22 protein-coding genes are annotated in these 22,622 nt (G+C 32.9%); 15 read left to right on the plus strand and 7 right to left on the minus strand.

Annotated elements, in window-relative coordinates; genetic code table 11:
- The first annotated feature begins 2 nt into the window (after nt 1-2).
- The 5 genes from CDH50_RS13600 to CDH50_RS13620 all read left to right on the plus strand — a co-directional run bounded on the left by CDH50_RS13600 (nt 3) and on the right by CDH50_RS13620 (nt 5,729).
- Nucleotides 3-1,295, plus strand: a complete 1,293-nt coding sequence (locus CDH50_RS13600; RefSeq protein ID WP_100612837.1) for an HlyD family secretion protein — start codon at nt 3-5, stop codon at nt 1,293-1,295.
- Nucleotides 1,296-2,531: 1,236 nt separating this feature from the next.
- Nucleotides 2,532-2,957 carry a hypothetical protein gene (locus tag CDH50_RS13605; RefSeq protein ID WP_100612838.1) on the plus strand — a complete coding sequence of 142 codons (426 nt, stop codon included), beginning with the start codon at nt 2,532-2,534 and terminating at the stop codon, nt 2,955-2,957.
- A 176-nt stretch (nt 2,958-3,133) separates the two neighbouring features.
- Nucleotides 3,134-3,718 carry a YceI family protein gene (locus CDH50_RS13610; RefSeq protein WP_100612839.1) on the plus strand — a complete coding sequence of 195 codons (585 nt, stop codon included), beginning with the start codon at nt 3,134-3,136 and terminating at the stop codon, nt 3,716-3,718.
- Nucleotides 3,719-3,761: 43 nt separating this feature from the next.
- Nucleotides 3,762-5,027, plus strand: coding sequence for a hypothetical protein (locus CDH50_RS13615; RefSeq protein WP_100612840.1), 1,266 nt, complete (start codon nt 3,762-3,764; stop codon nt 5,025-5,027).
- Between the two features lie 123 nt (nt 5,028-5,150).
- Nucleotides 5,151-5,729 carry a YceI family protein gene (locus CDH50_RS13620; protein ID WP_100612841.1) on the plus strand — a complete coding sequence of 193 codons (579 nt, stop codon included), beginning with the start codon at nt 5,151-5,153 and terminating at the stop codon, nt 5,727-5,729.
- 79 nt (nt 5,730-5,808) lie between these two features.
- On the opposite strand, the gene CDH50_RS13625 is transcribed toward CDH50_RS13620, so the two are convergent.
- From CDH50_RS13625 to CDH50_RS13640, 4 genes are all read right to left on the minus strand, one after another.
- Nucleotides 5,809-6,591: a head GIN domain-containing protein gene (locus CDH50_RS13625; RefSeq protein ID WP_100612842.1), complete on the minus strand. Its 783-nt coding sequence runs from the start codon at nt 6,589-6,591 to the stop codon at nt 5,809-5,811.
- A 111-nt stretch (nt 6,592-6,702) separates the two neighbouring features.
- A complete protein-coding gene (locus tag CDH50_RS13630; RefSeq protein WP_100612843.1) occupies nt 6,703-8,472 on the minus strand; it encodes a PspC domain-containing protein in 1,770 nt (589 codons plus the stop codon).
- Complete coding sequence (locus CDH50_RS13635) at nt 8,472-8,810, minus strand: PadR family transcriptional regulator (protein ID WP_100612844.1); 339 nt, start codon at nt 8,808-8,810, stop codon at nt 8,472-8,474. Before CDH50_RS13635 ends, CDH50_RS13630 begins: the two co-directional genes overlap by 1 nt.
- A 221-nt stretch (nt 8,811-9,031) precedes the next feature.
- Nucleotides 9,032-9,478, minus strand: a complete 447-nt coding sequence (locus CDH50_RS13640; protein ID WP_100612845.1) for a DUF4870 domain-containing protein — start codon at nt 9,476-9,478, stop codon at nt 9,032-9,034.
- 168 nt (nt 9,479-9,646) lie between these two features.
- Between CDH50_RS13640 and CDH50_RS13645 the strand changes: the two genes are divergently transcribed.
- Complete coding sequence (locus CDH50_RS13645; RefSeq protein WP_100612846.1) at nt 9,647-10,102, plus strand: DUF4442 domain-containing protein; 456 nt, start codon at nt 9,647-9,649, stop codon at nt 10,100-10,102.
- A gap of 140 nt (nt 10,103-10,242) precedes the next feature.
- Complete coding sequence (locus CDH50_RS13650) at nt 10,243-11,043, plus strand: TIGR00266 family protein (protein WP_100612847.1); 801 nt, start codon at nt 10,243-10,245, stop codon at nt 11,041-11,043.
- A 75-nt stretch (nt 11,044-11,118) separates the two neighbouring features.
- Here the strand turns inward: CDH50_RS13650 and CDH50_RS13655 are convergent, their stop codons facing one another.
- Nucleotides 11,119-14,583, minus strand: coding sequence for a proprotein convertase P-domain-containing protein (locus CDH50_RS13655; protein WP_100612848.1), 3,465 nt, complete (start codon nt 14,581-14,583; stop codon nt 11,119-11,121).
- Nucleotides 14,584-14,931: 348 nt separating this feature from the next.
- Here CDH50_RS13655 and CDH50_RS13660 point away from each other — a divergent pair, with 348 nt between their 5' ends.
- The 5 genes from CDH50_RS13660 (at nt 14,932) to CDH50_RS13680 (ending at nt 18,582) form a co-directional block, all read left to right on the plus strand.
- Nucleotides 14,932-15,129, plus strand: coding sequence for a hypothetical protein (locus tag CDH50_RS13660; protein ID WP_100612849.1), 198 nt, complete (start codon nt 14,932-14,934; stop codon nt 15,127-15,129).
- A gap of 163 nt (nt 15,130-15,292) precedes the next feature.
- Complete coding sequence (locus tag CDH50_RS13665; RefSeq protein WP_100612850.1) at nt 15,293-15,607, plus strand: hypothetical protein; 315 nt, start codon at nt 15,293-15,295, stop codon at nt 15,605-15,607.
- A 76-nt stretch (nt 15,608-15,683) separates the two neighbouring features.
- On the plus strand, nt 15,684-16,475 hold the full coding sequence (locus CDH50_RS13670) for an MbnP family protein (RefSeq protein WP_100612851.1): 792 nt from the start codon (nt 15,684-15,686) through the stop codon (nt 16,473-16,475).
- 75 nt (nt 16,476-16,550) lie between these two features.
- A complete protein-coding gene (locus tag CDH50_RS13675) occupies nt 16,551-17,597 on the plus strand; it encodes a cytochrome-c peroxidase (protein ID WP_100612852.1) in 1,047 nt (348 codons plus the stop codon).
- Complete coding sequence (locus CDH50_RS13680) at nt 17,572-18,582, plus strand: transporter family protein (protein WP_100612853.1); 1,011 nt, start codon at nt 17,572-17,574, stop codon at nt 18,580-18,582. The genes CDH50_RS13675 and CDH50_RS13680 overlap by 26 nt, the downstream gene beginning before the upstream one ends.
- A 121-nt stretch (nt 18,583-18,703) precedes the next feature.
- On the opposite strand, the gene CDH50_RS13685 is transcribed toward CDH50_RS13680, so the two are convergent.
- The gene (locus CDH50_RS13685) at nt 18,704-19,645 is read right to left on the minus strand and encodes a LysR substrate-binding domain-containing protein (RefSeq protein ID WP_100612854.1); all 942 of its coding nucleotides are present in this window, start codon (nt 19,643-19,645) and stop codon (nt 18,704-18,706) included.
- 104 nt (nt 19,646-19,749) lie between these two features.
- Between CDH50_RS13685 and CDH50_RS13690 the strand changes: the two genes are divergently transcribed.
- Nucleotides 19,750-20,229, plus strand: a complete 480-nt coding sequence (locus CDH50_RS13690) for a Dps family protein (RefSeq protein ID WP_100612855.1) — start codon at nt 19,750-19,752, stop codon at nt 20,227-20,229.
- Between the two features lie 64 nt (nt 20,230-20,293).
- Here the strand turns inward: CDH50_RS13690 and CDH50_RS13695 are convergent, their stop codons facing one another.
- Entirely contained in the window at nt 20,294-21,001 is a 708-nt protein-coding gene (locus CDH50_RS13695; protein WP_100612856.1) for a peptidylprolyl isomerase, read from the minus strand.
- A 5-nt stretch (nt 21,002-21,006) separates the two neighbouring features.
- Between CDH50_RS13695 and CDH50_RS13700 the strand changes: the two genes are divergently transcribed.
- Both CDH50_RS13700 and CDH50_RS13705 read left to right on the plus strand, forming a co-directional pair.
- Nucleotides 21,007-21,648, plus strand: a complete 642-nt coding sequence (locus CDH50_RS13700; RefSeq protein WP_100612857.1) for an NUDIX hydrolase — start codon at nt 21,007-21,009, stop codon at nt 21,646-21,648.
- Nucleotides 21,649-21,697: 49 nt separating this feature from the next.
- A complete protein-coding gene (locus CDH50_RS13705) occupies nt 21,698-22,495 on the plus strand; it encodes a lysophospholipid acyltransferase family protein (RefSeq protein ID WP_100612858.1) in 798 nt (265 codons plus the stop codon).
- Nucleotides 22,496-22,622 lie beyond the last annotated feature (127 nt).

The following is a 22,622-nucleotide window of genomic DNA, read 5'->3' on the forward strand; positions in this document are numbered from 1 at the left end:
AAATGGAAAACCCAAAAAAGAAATTAGCACTTCGGAGTGAAGATGTCAATGACATTTTAAATAAAGTGCCATCAAAATTGATACGTTGGGGAAGTGTACTATTTTTAACACTAATAATTTTGATTATCGTACTTTCCTGGTTTATTAAGTACCCTGATGTAATTAATGCCCAAGCATATTTAACCACTGAGATACCGCCACAAAAAATATATGCAAAAGTAGATGCTAAAATTGATACAATTTTAGTTTCAGATAAAATGCACATAAGTGAGAACACGATATTGGCTATTTTAGAAAACAATGCAGATAATCAAGATGTATTGCTTTTAAAATCTTTTCTCGATACGATTTTAATAAATCAAGATAACATCATTTTTCCATTTGAACAACTGCCCATACTGTTTTTAGGAGATATGGAAACTCAGTTTTCATCTTTTGAAAACCATTATTTTCAGTATGTAATGAATAGGGATTTTCAGCCATTTAATAACAAAATACAGGCTAATAAATCTTCAATATTAGAATTGAGCAATCGTTTGGATAATATTAGGATTCAGCATAGTATAAATAACAAAGAACTTGATATTATAAAAAATGATTTGAGCCGGAACAAAACCTTATTGCAAAAGGGAATTATAGCCCAACAAACCTATGAAAGCAAAGAAATTACTTATTATGCAGCTTTGAGAGAAAATGAAAACCTAAAACTTTTGATCTCACAATTAAAGGAAACATTGAATAATGCCAAAAGCAGCTCCAAAGGTATTGGATTTGATAAACATCAGGGAGAAAACCAATTGCTAAAACAGATGTTTCATTCTTACAGGCAACTTAAAAGGGCGGTTAGGGATTGGGAATTACATTATGTCTTAAAGTCAAAAGCTAGTGGAACATTGTCCTTTTTAGAGTTTTGGAATACAAACCAAACAGTATCCAAAGGAGATCTAGTATTTACCATTTCCCCGAACGATATACCTTACTACATAGCTAAAGTAAAAACACCTAAAACGAATGCAGGAAAGATAAAAATAGGACAACGTGTTAATCTAAGATTAAATGATTATCCGGAATATGAGTTTGGTGTTTTAAGAGGATCTGTTCACCAAATCTCTAGTGTTTCAGATGATGGCGGCACCTATATTGTAGAAGTTAAAATATCTAAAGGACTGAAAACATCTTTTGGTAAGCACATTGAATTCAAACAAGAAATGCAGGGAACGGCAGATATCATCACTGAGGATTTAAGGCTTTTAGAGCGTTTCTTTTATCAGTTTAGAAACCTATATTCAAAATAACTACTAATCTTAAATATCATAAACCATTTTAAATAGGTCTATTCAAATCAATTTGCATGCCTTGTTTCAGTATTCAGTGGTTCATTTTAAAAAAACCACAAAAGCATTATAAAAAAAATTATTTTAGGCTACTTTAGGTTTATTTAGTTTACATTTATGGTTGAAAGCTTTAAAAACTGTAATTAGGTGTCTAAAAAGGTGTCCTACATCTGTGATTCAATATTTAATATATTGACTTTCAATTATTTGAAACTCATTCATATCAATCCTGTCATCCCGACAACATAAAAGTAATTTGCTGATGCAAGTTGCTTTTTTTTTTGTTTCTTGCATCAGATACAGGGATTCTATAAATCCAATCATCAAGTGGTGCAATCGAGTAAATTTGCATTAGTATTTTAAGACTATTCACCAAGCTTGTGGTCAAGACAATTGTAATTGATGAAACTGAAACTTGGCCAAAATTTAAATATAATTATTAAATAGATGTTTTTTCGCATAAATAAAATCAGTCAAATATGTAAATCTATCCAAAAACTGTGTAACAAAATTTATAATTTCCTAATTATCTTTACAACTGTTAATCAATTGGTTGGTTAGTTGGTTAGTTTGTTAGTTAGAAAAATTCAAATGAATAATCTAATTTGACATTAGTTAAGAAGCAGGCTTTTAAGTCTGCTTTTTTTGTTCTTTAATTAGATATCGCATTTCTAATTAGTATAATTGGTTATTAGAAATTCTTAATTTTATTAGTTAAAAATATCAAACTCCCATATATGCAAACTAATATAAATATCATTTTGTATGGTGTTTAATTGGAGATAAAGTAAGAGAAGTAGGTTTATAAAAGAGGCCCACTTAAAAGAACATATCCAAAAATATATCTGTAGATTATGTAAGGATTAAAACATTTTATATAAGGATTCCAGAGTACTTATGCACCACCTTTGCTTTATTAATAATCTTTAAATATTACTTGATACATCGTATTGCATTTTAGGTGAATAACAGTATTAATATACTGTTAGTTAAAACAAGTAATTGATTATCGTTTAAGTAATGTATAAAAAACAAAAACCCTCAATGGAATCAATCTTTTTAAAATACAGAATAATGAGATTTGTTTTAATAGGTTTAACTATAACAACCCTTATTTTGTTATTTGTTGTTATTATTAAAAACATTAAAATTTAAAATCGTAGTCTTACCTATGCCAATGCGGTAATTCCAGAGGCGATGTTGCTTGCTGGAGAGTGTACCAATAATGAACTATTTAAAGACATTGCTCATAAAACCTTTAATTTTTTATTGAAAACCACGCTTGATGGCGAAGAAATAAAAGTAATTTCTAACAGAGGTTGGCACCATAAAGGAAAAGATAAAAACCATTTTGGTGAACAACCTATTGAAGTAGCCTATACCATTCTAGCCTTAAATACCTTTTTTAGTATAGATAATGACAACGCATATCTAGATAAGATGAAAACTGCTTTTAATTGGTTTTTGGGCGAAAATCATTTATACCAAATCATTTACAATCCTGTAACTGGTGGCTGTTATGATGGACTGGAAGAGCATCAAGTCAACCTTAACCAAGGTGCTGAAAGCACCATAAGTTATTTATTGGCAAGATTGGTAATTGAAAAAAATATGTGTTATTAACTAGTTCCTACAGTTTACTTATTGTTTTTATTTATATAAAAACAGGTAATCATTAGCGCATTATAACTTCAAAAAAAGCACACAAATCTTTATAACATTTCTTGATATGACGAAAATCATAGTTTGACTTGTGCTTTGTGTTGAAATTTGTCCCATAATTAAAAAACAATACCGATATGAATACCTATAAAAAAGTAAGCGCTAGAGTTTTAAGTATCATGGTTCTTTTTGTGATAACAGTTAATTCAATTCAAGCACAAGAGTTCAGTTTAGCAAATGGAGAATCAACTTTAACCGTTTTAGGAACATCTAGTTTACACGATTGGCACGTTGATGCAGAGAATCAAAGTGGAAAAATAAGTTTCAAGAATTTGGAAGCTGGTCAAATCGAAAAAATAACGATAGATATCGTGGCCGAAAGTTTAAAAAGTGGAAAATCTGCTATGGATAAAAACACATATAAAGCTTTAAAAACCGATAAGCATAAAAACATATCATTTCAATTGGCTGAGGTTAAAAATGTAGTTAGTAAAGGAAACGGAGCATTCTCTGTGTCGGCAACAGGTTATTTAACCGTTGCAGGAACCAAGAAACTAATTCCATTGGATTTTACCATTACCACAACAAAATCCAGTGTAAAACTAACAGGTGAGAAAAAAATTAAAATGACCGATTTTAATATTGATCCACCAAAAGCATTGTTAGGCACCATAACTACAGGCAATGATATCACTATTAAATTTTCAACCATATTTAAATAAATCAATTAATCAAATAAATAATAAACCTTAAAAAACAGAAATTATGAAATCAATTTTAAAACAAGCAATAATATTAGTCATAGTACTAACTGGGTTCAGTTTTTATGGACAGAATAGAGATTTAGACAATTACAGGCAACCGGACAAAAGAGGCATTAACGTATTTGAAGCACCTAAAGATTCCATTTCAACCTTTGATGGTGTTAAAGTAAGAATAGGTGGAGCTTCAACGCTTCAATACCAAGCAATAGACCATGAAAATTCAGGTGCGGTAGCTTTAAAAGAAATAGGTTACAATTTTAACTTAGCAACAGCCAATTTAGATTTAGATGTGGCATTGGCACCAGGGGTTAGAATGAACTTACGTACATACTTATCTTCTCGTCACCATCCAGAACCTTACGTTATGGGAGGCTATTTCCAAATAGATGGATTAGACTTTATTAGTGAAGGATTTGCAGAAAACATAATGAAATATGTAACCATTAAAATTGGGCACATGGAAAACAATTATGGTGATGCACACTTTAGAAGAACTGATAATGCTCAAGCTTTATACAACCCATTTGTTGGAAATTTAATCATGGATTCTTTTACAACTGAGGTTGGTGCCGAAGTGTATGTTCAAAAAGATGGTTTTATAGGAATGTTAGGCTTTTCAAATGGTAAATTAAACCAAGCAGTTAATAAAGTGAATGGTACTTCAGGCGGTGCTTCGTTCTTAGCCAAATTAGGCTATGATAAACAGCTTACTGAAGATTTTAGATTCAGATTAACAGGATCTCTTTACAATACTGGTTATGTGCAAACTTCTTATTTGTATAGTGCCGATAGAGCAGGGTCTAGATATTATTTGGTTATGGAAAATACAGCAGCTACCCCATCAGCACAATTTAGATCTGGACGTTACAATCCTAATTTAACAAACCAAATTACTGCAATCATGGTTAACCCTTTTGTAAAATATAAAGGATTGGAATTCTTCGGAACTATAGAAAACTCAAAAGGCAATGCACTCGGAGCTGACGAGAGAACTGCTAAACAATTTGCAGGAGAACTTATCTATCGCTTTGGGGCATCTGAAAACTTTTATTTAGGAGGACGCTATAATAAAGTAGATTCTGAAGAAGCTAGTGGTGATAACATTGAAATCACTAGAACTCAATTGGGTGCAGGTTGGTTTATGACTAAAAATATTTTAATGAAAGTAGAGTATGTTAATCAAAAATATGATGGATATTCTCCAGCAAGTATATTTGATGGAGGTAAATTTAAAGGACTAATGGCTGAAGCAGTTATTAGTTTCTAAATACCTAAAGCATGATGAAGTAAGTCTGAAAATATCATTGAGCCATTAATATTATAAACTCATATATTTTTAGACTTACTTTCATTAACTTTAGAAAGGCATTGGTTATATAAATTAAAGAACATGAAAAGGATATTGATTTTTATTACGGTTATAACAGCGTTGGCTTTTACAGATTCGTTTGTAGGTAGTACTTCGGTAATCATTGCACCTAATAGTAAATTACTTATTAATGTAAAAACCAATGTTAATAGTTTTAAATGCCAATACGATATCTTAAAATTGAACAAGCCAATACCGATTTTTTTTAAAAATCATGGTAAGAAAATTAGTTTTGAAAAAGCGACCTTAATTTTAGATAACGTAAATTTTGATTGTGGCGGTCCCGGTATAAATAATGATTTTAAGGAATTATTAAAAACAAAGACTTACCCCAAAATATTTATTAACCTAAGAGAGATAAACAAAGACCAAAATAATGAAGGTCTTATTCATGCCTTGGTTAATTTAGAAATTGCTGGTGTAACAAAATCATACACCGTGCCTGTAGAATTAAAGGATGAAGGAACATTGTCTATTAAAGGTGTCTTAGCCTTAAATATTCGCGATTTTAATTTAGAGCCTCCCAAAAAAGCATTAGGACTTATTGTTGTTAAAGATGTTATAGAAATTAATTTTGAACTAGCGGTTAAAAAAAGTTGACATTAACTTATATTTAAACTTAAAAGCCCTGTTGAATTGAAACAACAGGGCTTTTTTTTTGCTATGTTTTTTTGATTGGCTATCTCTTTTTAATGCTACCAGATGCACTGTCATTTTTTTCTACTTTTTCTGGATTTCCAGAATAGTAAATGCCTCCACCACTTGTGGCTTTGGCTATAAGTTCTTTCGAAGTGTTTATTGTGATATTTGAACCAGAGCTGGCATCTGCCCAGCTGGATTCAGAAATTAAATCGCCCGCTTTTATATTGCTACCGCTAGATGCTTCGGCTGTAAGTTTTGTGGTTTCTCCTGTTAACTTAATATTACTGCCGCTGGATGAGTTACATTGTAAAACTTTAGTGTTCAATTGTAATGACATATTGCTTCCGCTTGAAGTGTTGCATTTTATAGCTGGTGCTTCCACATTTAATGTCATGTTGCTGCCACTACTACTATTCAATTCTAAATTTTCGGCAGTAATTGTATTTGTGGAATATACATTGCTGCCACTATTAGAGATAATATTTGATACATTTTTAAAGCTTACCATCACTTTCTTTGAAGTGGCGTTTCCAATATTCTTTTTGGTATGGATTTTTAAAATATTGTCTACCACTTCGGTAATAATAAGATCTTGTAAATTCTCGTCAGCTTCAACAATTATGGATTCATTGTCGCTTTGGGTTACATACACATCAAGCCCTTCACTAGCCTTTATCGCGTTAAAAGATGCATTGATGGTTCTGGATTCTTCTACGACATTTCCATTGCCTATAACGCCTCCTAAATTGATGTCAAAATTGCAAGAGAAAAACAATAGGCTTAAAAGTGTTGTTACAATAATTTTTGTTAGTGTTGTCATAACTATTGGTTTTATTTGATTGATTTTAATTTATAGTCCAAATATCTGGTTACAGGTTGTTTATTTATAAATTAAATATCTGATTTGTTGTTTTTTAGTGATGAATTGTAATTACTCTTCAGATTTCACACTAACGCCATCAGAATTAATGTTTACTTTCACTTTTTCTGATTCAGCCTTAACGCCATTCACATCTATTTTTATGTTATTTTCATCGCTTTGGATTTGTATGCCATCTTCATTTATTTGAATGTTAGGCGTATCAATATCTATTTCAAAGTCTTCAGCAGTGCAATCGTCACATGTAACGCCATCTTCGGTTAGTTTTACGTAATGATTGGCGTATTTAGATGAAACTAAATTATCATCATAATAACTTAAAAAATCCTCTGTACTTTTATCAAAATAGACTACCGAATTTATAGGTAAATAAAGGGTAACAAGAACTTCTTGATCACTCATTTTATTTTCTGTAGCAGTGGATAAATAAGAGTCTAATACCAATTCATTATTATTAAAAATGTAATTATAATTGATGTTTTTAGCGCGTGTTATGGCTTTTTCATAATTTCTACCGTCAGCACTTTTTTCAATACTTATAGTTGCTATAGAATCTGTGGTAGATTTTACCAAAATGGTTATATCTGATCTGTAAATAGTTTTCACGCCGTTTTCATTGTTGGCAATTTTAAAACCATCATTTCTGTGGAGGTTACTTGAATACACATCATTTTCAGCCATTTTAATTCTTAAAGTATCATTAGCCCTGATTTGAAGTGTGTTTTTTTGTACGCTACGTTCATTAATAGCATGTTCACTGGCTTCTCTAATGCCAATAACAACTAAAGCAATAACTGAGAACAGCCACAAGCCTAACAATGTGAATTTTGCTATGTTACCAATGGATTTTAGGTTATTGATTAAGATTTTCAATCCTACATAAAAGAGGAAGAAAAATGGTATGCCAACTCCAAAAAACACGAATAAAGACACTAGCCATGGTGGCGTATTTCCAGAATTTGAGATGTCTACAAAATCCATCCATGGGAAGTGAACAATATCTACAATGTTAAAAGAGATAAATGCTATAATTAACGCAATTAGAGCAGAAGCACCAATGATTATAAATAGAATACCTATAAATTTTGCTATCACTTTAAAGAAAAACATAATGATATCTGCAATCGTATCAAAAAAGTTTTTAGAACTCGATTTTATGGAGCTACTTCCTTTTTTTGCGGCACCAGAAACCGATTTAGAGACATTTTTAGCAGCTTCAGAAACATTGTCCGCAACATTTTCAAAACCGTCCTTGATTTTTTTTTCAATGTTGCTAATGTTGACAGGTTCGCCCGTCATCATTATTTTTTCGGCTGTTGTGACGGCTGCTGGAACTAAAATCCAAAATAGAATATAAATAACGATGAAGGTGCCTCCAGATGCAATAGTAAGAACAATCCATAATAAACGCATCCAAACAGCATCAACACCCAAATAATGCCCTAATCCAGACGACACGCCGCTTATGTACGAGTTATCGGTATCTCTAAATAATTTTTTACTAGGCGCGGATTTTTTGTATGAAGTCGATTGCGGTTCATCCTCAAAAATGTCGTCATCAACAAGGTAGTCTTCGGGTTGTCCCATAATGGCAATGACCTCATCAACCTCTTTAATACCAATAACTTGTTTATCGTGTTTAACACGCTCGCTAAAAAGTTCGGCAATACGAGCTTCGATATCAGAAATGATTTCAGAACGCCCTTGAGAATCTGTAAATGAACGTTTTATGGACTCCAAATAGCGTTGTAATTTTAAGTATGCATCTTCATCAATATGGAAGAATATACCAGCTAAATTTATGTTGACAGTTTTATTCATTATTTCGGTGTTTTTTGGCTTGTTACTAAGTTAACTGCGTTTTGCAGTTCACTCCAGGTTGTGTTTAATTCTTTTAAAAATAGTTTACCGGTTTCGGTTAAACCGTAGTATTTTCTTGGTGGACCTGATAAGGATTCTTCCCATCTATAATTTAAAAGTCCAGCGTTTTTCAATCTTGTTAGTAGTGGGTAAATCGTGCCTTCTACAACAAGCAACTTGGCGTCTTTAAGTGTGTCTAGAATTTCGGCAACATACGCGTCTTCATCTTTTAGGACCGATAGTATACAGTATTCTAAAACACCTTTGCGCATTTGTGCTTTTGTGTTTTCTATTTTCATAAGTTCTTTCTATTTTTTGTTAATGGTCTTATGCGGTTCGCATAAAATGCATTAAGATTGATTGATGATTTTGGAAATGCTCGTGTCATAGTCCTTCGTTTAATTTGGTGAAACTGTTCATTTTTTGATTGATGATTGATGATTTTTGTTGTTTGTTGTTAAGTCGTTTGTTGTTAAGTTGTATCAACTAAACCGCTTAACAACAAACAGCTCAACTTTTTTTACTTGATGAAATTTATGCTTAATGGATATTGATAATATTCACCATCTCTCGCCTTTAAACTGGCTTTAATTATTAATACAAGTTCTATTATGAATCCTACAACGGCGATAACTCCTAATCCACCACCAATATATAATAGAGGGGAAGGTTTGCCTAAGCTGATATGAAAATCATTAAAACCATAAAAATCTATAAAATCCATACCATGAAATAGTTTAAAAACAAAAAATGGTATGGAAATGATTCCTAAAATAATCGTGTAAAGTAAAACACTCAATTGGAAATTAATGGCTTGCTTCCCGTGATTATCTATAAATTCCGATTTTTCCTTGTTGGCTATCCAAAGAATAATAGGTGCTATAAAATTTCCTAACGGAATGATAAACCTACTAAATGTCGATAAATGTATAAATGTGGCGATGTTTTTTTGATGTGTGTCTAACATGATTTTTTCTTGATTGATGTTGTTTTTTAAAATCGTATAATAGTTTCTTATGCAAATATATGTCTTTAAAAAGGTATTGTGTTACGCATAGTAGTGTAATTTAACATAAAATTAACAATTATAGATAAATAATATTTTTATAACTTAGTAAAAATTATACTATTTAAAATGACAATAACACCAAGTAAGCTAAATACATTTTCTATGTTTAAACTGCCATCAGCTTATTTATGTGGTGTTCGTGCAAGACATATTGATAATGATAAATGCGTTGTAATTGTAAAGCATCGTTGGATTAACCAAAATCCTTTTAAATCCATGTTTTGGGCAGTGCAGGGTATGGCCGCAGAATTTTCAACAGGAGCTTTAATGATGATGAAAATTAAAGAAAGCGGTAAAAATATATCGATGCTTGTGATTAAAAATGAGGCGACTTTCACTAAAAAAGCAACTGGATTAATCACATTTATTTGTAATGATGGAAGTTTGATTGATGAAGCCATCAAGAAAGCCATTGAAACGGGAGAAGGTCAAACTCTTTGGATGACTTCTGTTGGAGCGAATGAAGAAGGCTTGGAAGTATCAACCTTTAAATTTCAATGGAGCGTTAAGGTTAAAAGTTAAGTCGTTTGTTTTGAAGTTGTTTTAGTTGACTCAACTTAATAACAAACATCTCAACAACTAACAAAAATTGTAACAAATATTTGAAACCGTCAACAAATAGGAAATTAAACAATTTAACGAATAAACAAATCAACAACAATATGACAGCACACGAAATTGACTATGTAATCTACGGCGAAGAAATGCAATATGTAGAAATAGAATTAGACCCACAAGAAGGAGTTGTTGCCGAAGCAGGCAGTTTTATGATGATGGACGATGGCATTAAAATGGAAACCATTTTTGGCGATGGTTCGCAAAATGATTCTGGCTTTTTAGGGAAAATTTTGGGAGCAGGAAAACGTATCCTTACAGGTGAGAGTTTATTTATGACGGCTTTCTACAATAATTTGGTAGGCAAACGAAAAGTGTCGTTCGCATCGCCTTATCCCGGAAAAATAATTCCCATAGATTTAACCGAGTATCGAGGTAAGTTTATATGTCAAAAGGATGCTTTTTTATGCGCAGCCAAGGGCGTAAGCGTTGGTATTGAATTTAGCAAACGTTTGGGTCGCGGACTTTTTGGTGGTGAAGGATTTATTATGCAAAAATTGGAAGGCGACGGTATGGCATTTGTACATGCTGGTGGTACCATGGCCAAAAAAGTATTGCAACGTGGTGAAATCTTAAGAGTCGATACGGGTTGTATAGTTGGCTTTACCCAAGAAGTGGATTACGATATTGAATTTATTGGAGGTATTAAAAATACGGTATTTGGAGGAGAAGGTTTATTCTACGCTAAACTTCAAGGTCCTGGGACTGTTTATATTCAATCCTTACCATTTAGCAGATTAGCAGGAAGGGTATGGGCATCAGCCCCGCAAGGTGGCGGAAAAGATAGAGGAGAAGGCAGTATTTTGGGTGGTTTGGGTAATATTTTAGATGGTGATAACCGTTTTTGAAAGTTATGATATTTTATAAAACAAAAAGATTGGAAATCATTTCCAATCTTTTTGTTTTTAATGGTTAAGCATCTATTAATGTTTTGCAAATTTAATGCTTTTTGAATTTTCATTATATTTAGTATTTACTTTAAGAAAATAAATACCGTTTGGTAAATTAGATACGTTGATACTCTTAGATTCTGGAGCTTTTATATTTAAAATGGCTTGTCCCAATATATTATAAATTTGAAAACTGTCTATATTAGCCAATGCTTGTTTGGTATGAAGTTCTAAAATTTTAGTGTTAGAATCATAGGATACAAATATTTTGTTGTCTTCAACGGGCGTTATGCCCAATGATTGTTCCGCTTTAAACACAATTGAAAACTCATCAAAAATCCCAGAATTTAAAAGAAGTTCAGCTTCAGCATCTTTTAAATTATAATAGATGTTTTGATTTTTATCGAATAGATAAATAGTTAAGTCACTTGGAACATTCTCCATTTTGTCAATTGAGAATTTATATAAACCAGCATCTGAAATTTTTAGCTCTAAAGGCAGATCATCTTCAATGTCTATGTTTGGCAAGGCTTGAATAACTAAGGTATCATCATTTGATAACCAATAAAAATCATTGTTTAAGTTATCATAAGATTTGGCATCATAGCCTTTATCATAACCGCTTGTTGCCTGATTGTCATAACCCAATCCTATTATTTTGACTTGACCTTTCGGAGTTGTAAATGAAAACCAAATTTTAGATCTTTCATCTGTTGCTGTTTCTTTGTCATTAACCGTTTTATAGTAAATAGTCTGACCAAGAGATTCTCTAGCAAATGCACGTTGGGCATTATTGAAAGTTAATGTCCCCGTATTTGTTATGGTTGTGAAAAATCCTTGACCAACATTAATATATTGTGTTGGGGCTGGTTTGATTGCCGTTCCTCCGCCACTTGTTAGTCCGGAAAAATCTGCAACCGCGGGTAAAGGCATCATTAGATTATAAATGGCATAGCCACCTTCATAATTTTCTAAATAATGACTATTGTTAGTTGTAAACGATTCCCAGAAATAGAGCGAACCATCAATAACGGGCAAATTATTTGTAATAAACAAATTAGCATCTAAAGTTGAAGGATAAGGGTTTCCTGTTAAAAAATCTGTACCAGCTGTTACGGAAATGTTGTAAGTTCCGTCGTTAGGTATGCCTCTAAAAATATATTCCTCTTGGGGAGCTACTCTTCCAGAACCTTTCATGGAATAGCCAGTTCCAGGAGATAAATTAGTTGTCGGAGTTAGTTTTGTCCAAGAATTATAATTTCCAGAAGGTCCTTTAAAGCTATACAACCATCTACTGCTTAATGTTATTGGTGATGTTGCAGGATTCGGGTTTGCAGCTGTTGTGAAATTTAGGGGTCCAGCTGCATCTTCCAAATAACCAATTTGCCAGTTGCCAGCTCTACTAACAGGAGAACTCCAATAGTTATAGTTAAAGGCGTTTGTGGTGCCTTGTTGTCTAGCCGTTAAACTTCCAGTGCCAGAATTTAAACTAGTCCCTGTATGGTTTTGAATGAGTTGTGCTTCACCTAGTAAATTAATATTTCCATTTATAGCAACTTGATTTTCTACTCTTAGTAGTGTGCCGTTAGCAACATTGAGTGTAGCACCTGCTTCTATTTCAACTTCCCTAACATAAGCGTTAATATTTATGGCACCATTTGCCTTTACTGTAAACTTTAAACAAGCATTTGTGTTATTTGGAGCATTTCCTGCACCTGCACCATTATAAAAGTTAGTGCCGTCCCAAACAATTTGGTCGGTATAACGTAAGGTGAAATAACGGTTATTTTGGAGGTCAACACCAGTTGCTGTTGCGGTTGTACCCACAATGGTTAAATCATAAACATTAGTAGGGGAGGAAAAATCATAATTGTTATCAACTACCAATTGTAATGGTGAACAACCTGGTTTTCCTGTTAAATTCATGCTACTAATATCAAAAGACACCGTAACATTGCCAAGGTTTCCTTGTCTAGCTACACGCCATCTAGAATTTAACTGTTCAGTATAATTGGCGGTATTTGTAGTAAAGCTATAGACAGGATTTCTGGTTTCCTCTCCCCAAAATATGAATCTATTATTACCTGTTATGGAGGGATTGCTTATGCGTACAATACCAGAACCACGAGAATCGAAATGATTTGTGCCATCACTTGCTTGCCCTATGCCAGCAACGTTATAATCAAAATTACCATTACCAGGAGTGTCCTGATTATATATATCATTAGCTGCTAAAGCTAAGCCGTATTTGGCAGAAAGGTAATTATTAACAATGATAGTTTGAGCTGTATTAAGGGCGAAATTGTAAATAATGAATTCATTAATAAAGCCTCTTAGTCCACCATTTGAGGTTGTTGCATGCCTTCCTATCCTTGGGTTTGGAGGCGTTGTAGCACCATCGGCATCTGCTGAAGTAGATTCTAAATTGTTATTGTAAAATAATTGATAATTGACATTGTAATCTCGTCTCATCTCAAGTATTTTTCCATTGGTATTAATAGCTGTAGTAGTTAATGGACCGCCAAGACCGCCACCAGCATTATTTCTTTTTTGGTAGCCATAAAAGTTTCCTGTTACTGGTTTTAGGGAAACCAACTCATTTGTAGCAGTGGTTCTGTCCAATAAATAATGACCCGCACCATCCGTCATGAGACCGGTGCCAGTTGCAGTATCTCTAAACGCCATGATGTATGTGTAGCTATTGGTGCCAGCAATTCCTAAAGCTGGGCCATCTATAAATGTGTCTCCTGTAAATCGTAATGCTGGCATCCCATTATCTGCAGCAGCTTCAAAAAGGGGTCTGTTTCCCAAAGTCGCTTGGGTTGCGTGTCTGTTGTTTCCAGAAGCATCGTTCCATTGTCTAATTGGTTGACCATTGGTTGCTTGCGTAATTCCAGCATTAGTGTAAGCGCCACCATCTCCTTTTAACCATAACATATTATTTGTAGCATTGCCTACACCACCAGGGCCTAAATGACCAGCAGGAGGAGGAACAAAATAACAAAGGTTAAGTGTAATACTAATAATGGTTCCGCCATCTCCACCAGCGTCGTCAATAACTCTTAAAACCCAATTACCGTTTGAATTTTGTCCATTGAAACTAGCTAAAGATCCTTCGGGACGGTAAAAGCCAGAAAGGGTAGTGTTACCAGTAGGTAATATATTTCCTGAGGCATCATCAAAAGTAACATTATTGTAATTATCTCCATTTCCTCCATTATCTGTAGATAATTCTACGGTTGTGCCTAATGGTGATATTAAATAAATATCTAAATCAGCATTCCAAGTGTGAGGAATATTAACGGTAACATTTACATCCGTTAGTACATAAGAGTCGGGTACATTTATAGTTGTATTGTAGGTATTCGTCCCAATATGGGAGATAGTTGTTCCTGGTGTAACTGTATAATTTGTACAAATGGTTTGTCCGTAGAAAGCTATTGGATTAAAAAAAAATATAAAAACAAAGAGTGTTGAAAATATTTTAAAAATTTTCATTGAATGAGAGACGTTGAGAGTTGAGAGACAATACTGGTTTACTTAGCAATTTACTATTTGAGAGATTAAAAGTGCAAAACTATAGATTTAGTGGCATTATTAAAAATATTTACTGAATCGAATGTTACTAAAACGGCTAAATCAATTACTAAAAAGCTTAACTCATTTAAAATATCATGTAAAAAGGACTAGTTTAGCCTTAATTTTAGCTAATTAATCCAAAAGTTAATTTTAATTAAAATTTAAAATTCTTTAATATTTTTCATTAAATTTAAGGACGGAATTTTAAATTTACAGCATATAAAACAATTATACTCTTTATTGTAAACCTAAAACCGACAAATAAACATGGCTAGAGCAATGCTTGAGTACACCAAAACAGTACTTCACAAAGTTAGTTTTGATGCGACACTGTTCTGTAAAGAAGTTCAAAAAGCAGTGGAGCGATTGTTACCTTATGAGATTGAAGAGCTCAAAGAGTTTATTCTATCGTTAATAAGACAGAATCCAGAACTTGATAAATGTTTAATTTATCTAAAACAATAAGAAAAGCGACCAATTGGTCGCCTTTTTATTTTTCATGAAATTTAACAGTGATCATTTTAAGTTGAATTGTATATTTGCGAAAAACTAACAGCAACTGAAAAAGATTATTGTCATATTACTTCTATTGGTTTTTTCCTTACGGCCTATATATTACTTAGGGTGTTTGGGGTATTATGGGTTGAATATAGATTCCATTATAGAACAATATTGCATTAATAAAAATAAGCCCGAGTTACAATGTGATGGTAAATGTTATTTGGCACAACAGTTAAATAAGGCTTCAGATACTGATGAAAATAACGGTGATAAATTCTTAAATGTTATATTTGAATCCTTTATTCCTGTATATATTTCTTCGCAACCAGATATTAAATTCAACAATTTTTCTGCCCAAGCTTCTACTGAAAAAATATTTGGGCATCACAACAATTACACGTTTCTACCTGAATTCAATAACTTCAAACCTCCCATTTCATAAAATTTAATATTTAGTTTTTCACAAGGCTTTCAAGTGCTTGCCCATAAAGGCACTATAATATTAAATTTTATAACAAATGAAAATTACAAAAATAGCATTGGCATTATTGCTATGCATATCTATCATATCATGTTCTTCTGATGACGAAGAAGACTTAACAGGACAAACAGGAAGTTTAACTTTGAAATTTGATAACGGTGTAGGAGCCCAAGATTTTATTTTTGGAACTTCTTATAATAAATCAAATAACGAATCCTTTAAGCTTACTACTTTAAAATATATCATAAGTAATATTAGGGTTAAAGATTCTAAAGGAAATATATTTACTTATCCAACAGCTAATAATGTATTCATTGTTGATGAAGCAAACGGAAATACAGCAGGTGAAATTCTTATAACACTTGATGATGTTGATGCTGCCGATTATGTTGAAATCACGTTTGGTATTGGTATAGACCAATCCAGATTTTTGTTAGGTGCAGCTGGACAAGGCGATTTCTTGGCAGAAGCACAAGCAGCAGGAATGATGTGGTCTTGGGCAACTGGTTACAGATTTATGCGTTTTGATGGCACATATACTAACGCTACCGTTACAGATGGTGCTTTAAATGTTCACATGGGCAGCGTTGGAACATCGTTGGATAATTATAAAGAAGTAACCCTAACATTCCCGAATAGCGTGAGAGTTAGAGAAACTGCAAGTCCTGAAATTCATATTGAAGCAGATATTGCTAAAGTTTTTGATGGCGAAACATCTGTGAACTTTTCAGATGGGTATAATCAAGTACATACCAGTGCAACAACTACGCCTGTTATAGCAAATAACATGAAAGGTATTTTTGAGGTACACCATGTGCATAATAACTAATTAAGGGATATAGTTAGAAAGCAGTTTTTAATTGCTTTCTAACTATCTTAATTGTAATTGGTAAAATACTCAACTATGAAAAAAATACTCATCATCGTTATTTTTAGTCCGTTTATTTTTTTGTCATGTTCAAAAAATGATGCAGAGGTATATATTCCCAAGCCATTAAATTTTGATATGCCTTCAAATTTTCCGGATATAGTTTATAACCTAGATAATAACCCGTTAACCGAAGCAGGATTTGAATTGGGAAAAAAATTATTTTATGATGGTAAGCTATCCGCAAATAATGCTATTCCGTGTGCCTTTTGTCATGAGCAAGCGTTTGCTTTTACACATCATGGGCATACATTAAGTCATGGGGTAAACGGGGGCATCGGATTAAGAAATTCACAACCCATTCAAAATTTAGCATTTCAAAAGGATTTTATGTGGGATGGAGCTGCCTCTCATTTAGATTTTCAACCCATAATTCCAATTACAAGTGATTTAGAGATGGGTGAAACTTTAAGCAATGTTATTGAAAAGCTTAAGGCTGATAGTTATTACCAAAAACAATTTGGTCTTGCTTTTGAAGATGGTGAAATTAATGCTGCCAATATGTTAAAAGCCTTATCCCAGTTCATGGTGATGATGGTATCTTCAAATTCTAAATATGATAAATATGTGAGGAATGAAGACAACGTAACATTATCACAAATAGAAAGGGATGGTTTAAACACGTTTCAAAACAAATGCGCATCATGTCATGCAACTGATTTGTTTTCTGATCAATCTTATAGGAACAACGGACTTTCAATTAATCCGCGACTTAATGATAAAGGGCGTTTTGGAGTTTTAGAAAACCCAGAGGATTTATACAAATTTAAAGTGCCCAGTTTAAGAAATGTTGAGGTGTCGTTTCCTTACATGCATGACGGCAGATTTGCCACTTTAGAAGCCGTATTGGATTTTTATGATTCGGGTATGACAGATAATGGCAATGTGGATGCATCCTTAAAACGAGAAGATAATTCTTTTGGTATATCCCTTTCAGCTTACGAAAAAGAAAGTGTCATTGCTTTCTTAAAGACATTAACAGATAACGAATTTTTAAATGATAAACGTTTTTCAGAATTTTAAAATAAAAACCATTTTGTTAAGCTTGCTTGGATTGTTTTTTTCACAACAACATCAAGCAGCCGTTATACCGCCACATGAGCACAGTCCGTTAAAAGTTTTTTGCGATTTGTGTGGTTGTTCCACAAGTAGCGGTAGTTCTGGTTTTGGCACTTTAGATAATCTAAGCTTTGTTGGTTTGAGATACATTTACCAAGATTATGAATCGAGAGATGGTATTTTTAGCAATTCGCCCACAAGCAACGAACGTTTTAACACTTATCAAGTTTGGGGAAGAGTTCCCGTAAATGAGAAATTATATTTTAATGCCATTGTTCCTTACCAAGATTTATATAGGCATTTTGAAGATAGAACCGAATATATTAATGGTCTTGGCGATATCACGGTAATAGGTTGGTACCAATTTAAATTTTTCAAAAAGCATAAAGACCACGAAGTAGATTTTAATCATGTGGAAGGTGAGGATGAAGAAAATGAATTATCTGGTCACCGATTGAATTTAGGTATTGGTGTAAAATTACCAACAGGTGAATTTGAAAATAGGTTAACAGATAGAATAAATCCAGGATTTCAAGTAGGTACCGGAAGTTTGGATGGCATTTTTTCTGTGTTGCATTCCTATTCAAAAAACAGGTTAGGTGTTAATTCATCAGCTACCTATTATTTAAAAACTGAAAATAAAAACGAGTATCGTTTTGGAAATCAGTTTAGTTTTTCATCGAATGTCTATTATAATGTGCCTTTAGAGAAATCGGCTTTTAGTCCGTTTTTAGGCATATCCGGCGATGTATATAATTCCATTAAGCAATTTAATGAAGCATTACCAGAGACTAATGGGAACATTGTAAATGGTGCTTTTGGCTCAGAATTTATGATAAATAAATTTATTGTTGGCGCCAATTATACGTTTCCCATAAGCCAGAATCTTTTTGGGGATAATGTAACGTCTAAAAATAGATTTATGGTCTATTTGAATTATGTTTTATAAAATTTAAAACCTATCAAAGTAAACTTTAATGTCAGTTTGAGCGCAGTCGAAAACCTTAATTAATTAGATTACTAATGCATTTCGACTGCGCTCAATGTGACATTTACTTCTAACAGTCTTTTTACTTTGCAGGCAGCGGACTAATAATTTTCACATTCTGAAACGCTATTGCTCCTCTTATAATTCCGGAAATAACACTTTGCATGGCCTCAATGATTTGAATTTTCAGTTCACTTTTATGGTAAATGATACTGACTTCCCTCGCCGGACTTGGTTCATTAAAATAGTGTAAATTCTTTTTGGCCTTATCGTTTAAATCCAATGTATGCAAATAGGGTAGTAGTGTCATGCCCATACCTTCATCCGATAATTTTATAAGCGTTTCTATACTGCCGCTTTCCAACTGAAAGGTTTCTTCGGTTTGATTTTTAAAAGCTTTACAAAGGTTTATAACACCATCTCTAAAACAATGGCCATCTTCCAATAAAAGCATATCATCAATTTCTAAATCAATGGTGTTAATTTTTTGCTTGGTATGCAATCTGTGGTTTTCAGGAATATAACCTACAAAGGGTTCGAAATACAATACGCGTTCTTTTATAAAGTCAATTTCCAAGGGTGTTGCAGCAATGGCGGCATCTAAGTGGCCTTCTTTTATTCTATTTATAATTTCATCAGTGGTTAATTCTTCAATTTTAAGCTTGATTTTTGGGTATTTTTTTATGAAGGCTTTTAAGAACATTGGTAATAAGGTTGGCATGACGGTTGGAATAATCCCCAGTTTGAATTCGCCACCTATAAATCCTTTTTGCTGATCTACAATGTCTTGTATTCTATACGATTCGTTTACAATGTTTTTTGCTTGAATGACTATTTTTCTACCAACATCAGTCAATTCAATGGGCTTTTTACTTCTATCGAAAATCTGGATGTTCAATTCATCTTCCAATTTCTGGATTTGCATGCTTAAGGTTGGTTGCGTTACAAAGCATTTTTCCGCAGCCTTTGTAAAGTTTTGGTTTTCTGCTACCGCCAAAACATAATATAATTGTGTAATTGTCATTGTGCATCGATTTAGACTATAAAAATATAAAAACTATCAATAAAACTTATGGTTATAATCGTTAATTATAAACTAAATTTGTAGTAATAATAAAATACAACATTATGATAGTTAATAGTATAGGTTTAGATACCTCAAAAACTAAAGATTTAGTAAAAGATTTAAACAATTTGTTAGCAAATTTTCAAATATATTATCAGAACCTAAGAGGTATCCATTGGAACATCAAAGGAAAGCGCTTTTTCGATTTACATGTTAAGTTTGAAGAACTATATACCGATGCCAATATGAAAGTGGATATGATCGCAGAGCGTATTTTAACGTTGGGTGAAACGCCTTTTCATACGTTCAGTGATTATGTTGAGAATGCCCAAATACCTATCGGAAAAAACATTTCACAAGATGAAAAAGCGGTTGCTTTGATTGTGGATTCCCTTTCGGGATTATTAAAAATAGAACGTGCGATTTTGGATAAATCTGACAAGGCCAATGATGAAGGAACAAACTCGATGATGAGTGACTTTATTACCGAACAAGAAAAAACCGTTTGGATGATGAAAGCTTGGTTGAACGAAACGGTTTAAATAAATTTGATTAATAGCTTTAAAGGCCTTCAATAATTTGGGGGTCTTTTTTATTAATATGCTTTTAATTTATAATTTCAACTTTCCGAATATAAATATTCTTCAAAGGCCAATCGCCATCATCTGTTTCCACTGCAGCAATCTTGTCAACAACATCCATGCCTTTGGTGACTTCGCCAAAAATGGTGTAATCGCCATCCAAAAAATGGGCACCTCCTTGTTGTTGCACAATAAAAAACTCATATGGAGAAGCTAGTTTATGAGGATTATCAATATCACTGCTGGGCATAGAAATCACTCCTCTATTGTGTTTGTAGCCTTTTTTAGTGTCGGTAGGTAGTAAGTATTGACCTATTTCAGAGCGCTTTTTGGCTGTTTTTTTATCATCGCTATTGCCTGCCTGTATCATAAAATTATCAATAACGCGATAAAATTGTGTGCCATCAAAATAATGGCGCTTTGTTAAATAGATAAAATTAGAGCGATGATACTTTGTGTCATTATATAGTAAAATATCAATAGTTCCGAAATCTGTGGTTATGCGTACCTTATTTTCTTTATGCTTTTTATTATATTCAGCAAAAAAGGGCACAGCATTTTTGTCATCTAAAATAGGGAAATTGGTTTCAGTTGCTTTGGATGTATTTTCAATGGGTATTTTAGAAAGCGTATCTTTAGTTTCAGTCACTTTCATATCCATTTTCTTTTTTGATTGTTTATCTTCACAATTCAGAAATAAAATAGAAACACATAACAATAAGATAACGCGCATAAAGAATGGATTTTAATGAATTTTTGGGATTATCTTCAAAAATAAAAAATATACAGCTTCCAGCCGAAGAATCCCATCTTAAAATGATACCGCCCTCTCGTAAGGCTTTGTTAAATGTTCAAATTGAAGCTGTTAATCTAGCTAAAAAAGCAGGTGTTTTGGCATTGTTCTATCCAGATGAAAACAACCAAACAAAATTTATTTTAATATTAAGAAAGACTTATGAAGGCATTCATTCGGCACAAGTCAGCTTTCCAGGAGGGAAGTTAGAAGTTCAAGATACCTCATTAAAAGAAGCAGCTATAAGGGAAACATTTGAAGAAGTTGGCGTTTCAAAAAATGCTATTGAAATTTTAAGGGCATTAACACAGGTTTACATTGCACCTAGTAACTTTTATGTGCATCCATTTATGGCAATTACGCCAAAAACGCCGTTTTTTAAACTTCAAGAAGATGAGGTTGAAGCACTTATTGAGGTGGATTTACGGCATTTTTTGGATGATAACATCGTTACGACCAAACGTGTCAAGGCATCCTATAACATTGATGTTGAAGTTCCTACATTCCTTTTAAACGATCACATTGTTTGGGGAGCAACCGCTATGATATTAAGCGAAATAAAAGACTTGCTAAAAGAATTAATGTAGTTTATAGATTTATTACATTTGTAATCTCTAACTAATTGAAGCATGATGCATGGGATTGTTTAAGCGAAATCCATTCGGACATATACTTTTTGTAAAAAAATGGCTCATACGCATTTTGGGTGCTATGACTCACAGACGCTTTCGTGGGTTCAATGAATTGCAAATTGAAGGTTCTGAGGTTATTAAAAATTTACCAGAAACCAACGTCCTATTTATATCCAATCACCAAACTTACTTTGCTGATGTTGTTGCCATGTTCCATGTGTTTAACGCTAGTTTAAGCGGTCGTACAGATTCCATAAAAAATGTGGGTTATTTATGGAATCCCAAACTTAATATCTATTATGTTGCTGCCAAAGAAACCATGAAAGCAGGTTTATTGCCAAAAATTTTAGCTTATGTAGGCTCCATTAGTATAGAGCGTACTTGGCGAGCCGAAGGTAAAGATGTAAACAGGCAAGTTAAAATGAGTGATATCTCCAACATTGCTAAAGCGTTGGATGATGGTTGGGTCATCACCTTTCCGCAAGGTACCACTACGCCTTTTAAACCTATAAGAAAAGGAACAGCGTTTATTATTAAAAACTACAGACCTATTGTGGTTCCTATTGTTATAGATGGTTTTAGACGTTCTTTTGATAAAAAGGGACTTCGAATTAAAAAGAAAAATATTTTGCAATCTATGGAGATTAAAGAGCCGTTGGTGATTGATTATGAAAACGAAACCACCGATGATATTGTAAAAAGAATTGAATACGCCATAGAACAACATCCTTCCTTTTTAAAAGTAATTCCACGAGAAGAAGTGGAAGCCCAAGAAGCTTTAAATAAACTCCGAGAGTGGTAGTAAAGCCTTGTTATTCCTAGAAAAATAAATAATAATCATTTTCTTTTTTTGATTCATCTTGCGTGAAATTTAACTAACTTCGTAATTAACTGATTCTTTATTTTAATAATTTGAATATCAGTAATTT

The organism is Confluentibacter lentus, from assembly GCF_002806995.1.
Lineage (GTDB): Bacteria > Bacteroidota > Bacteroidia > Flavobacteriales > Flavobacteriaceae > Confluentibacter > Confluentibacter lentus.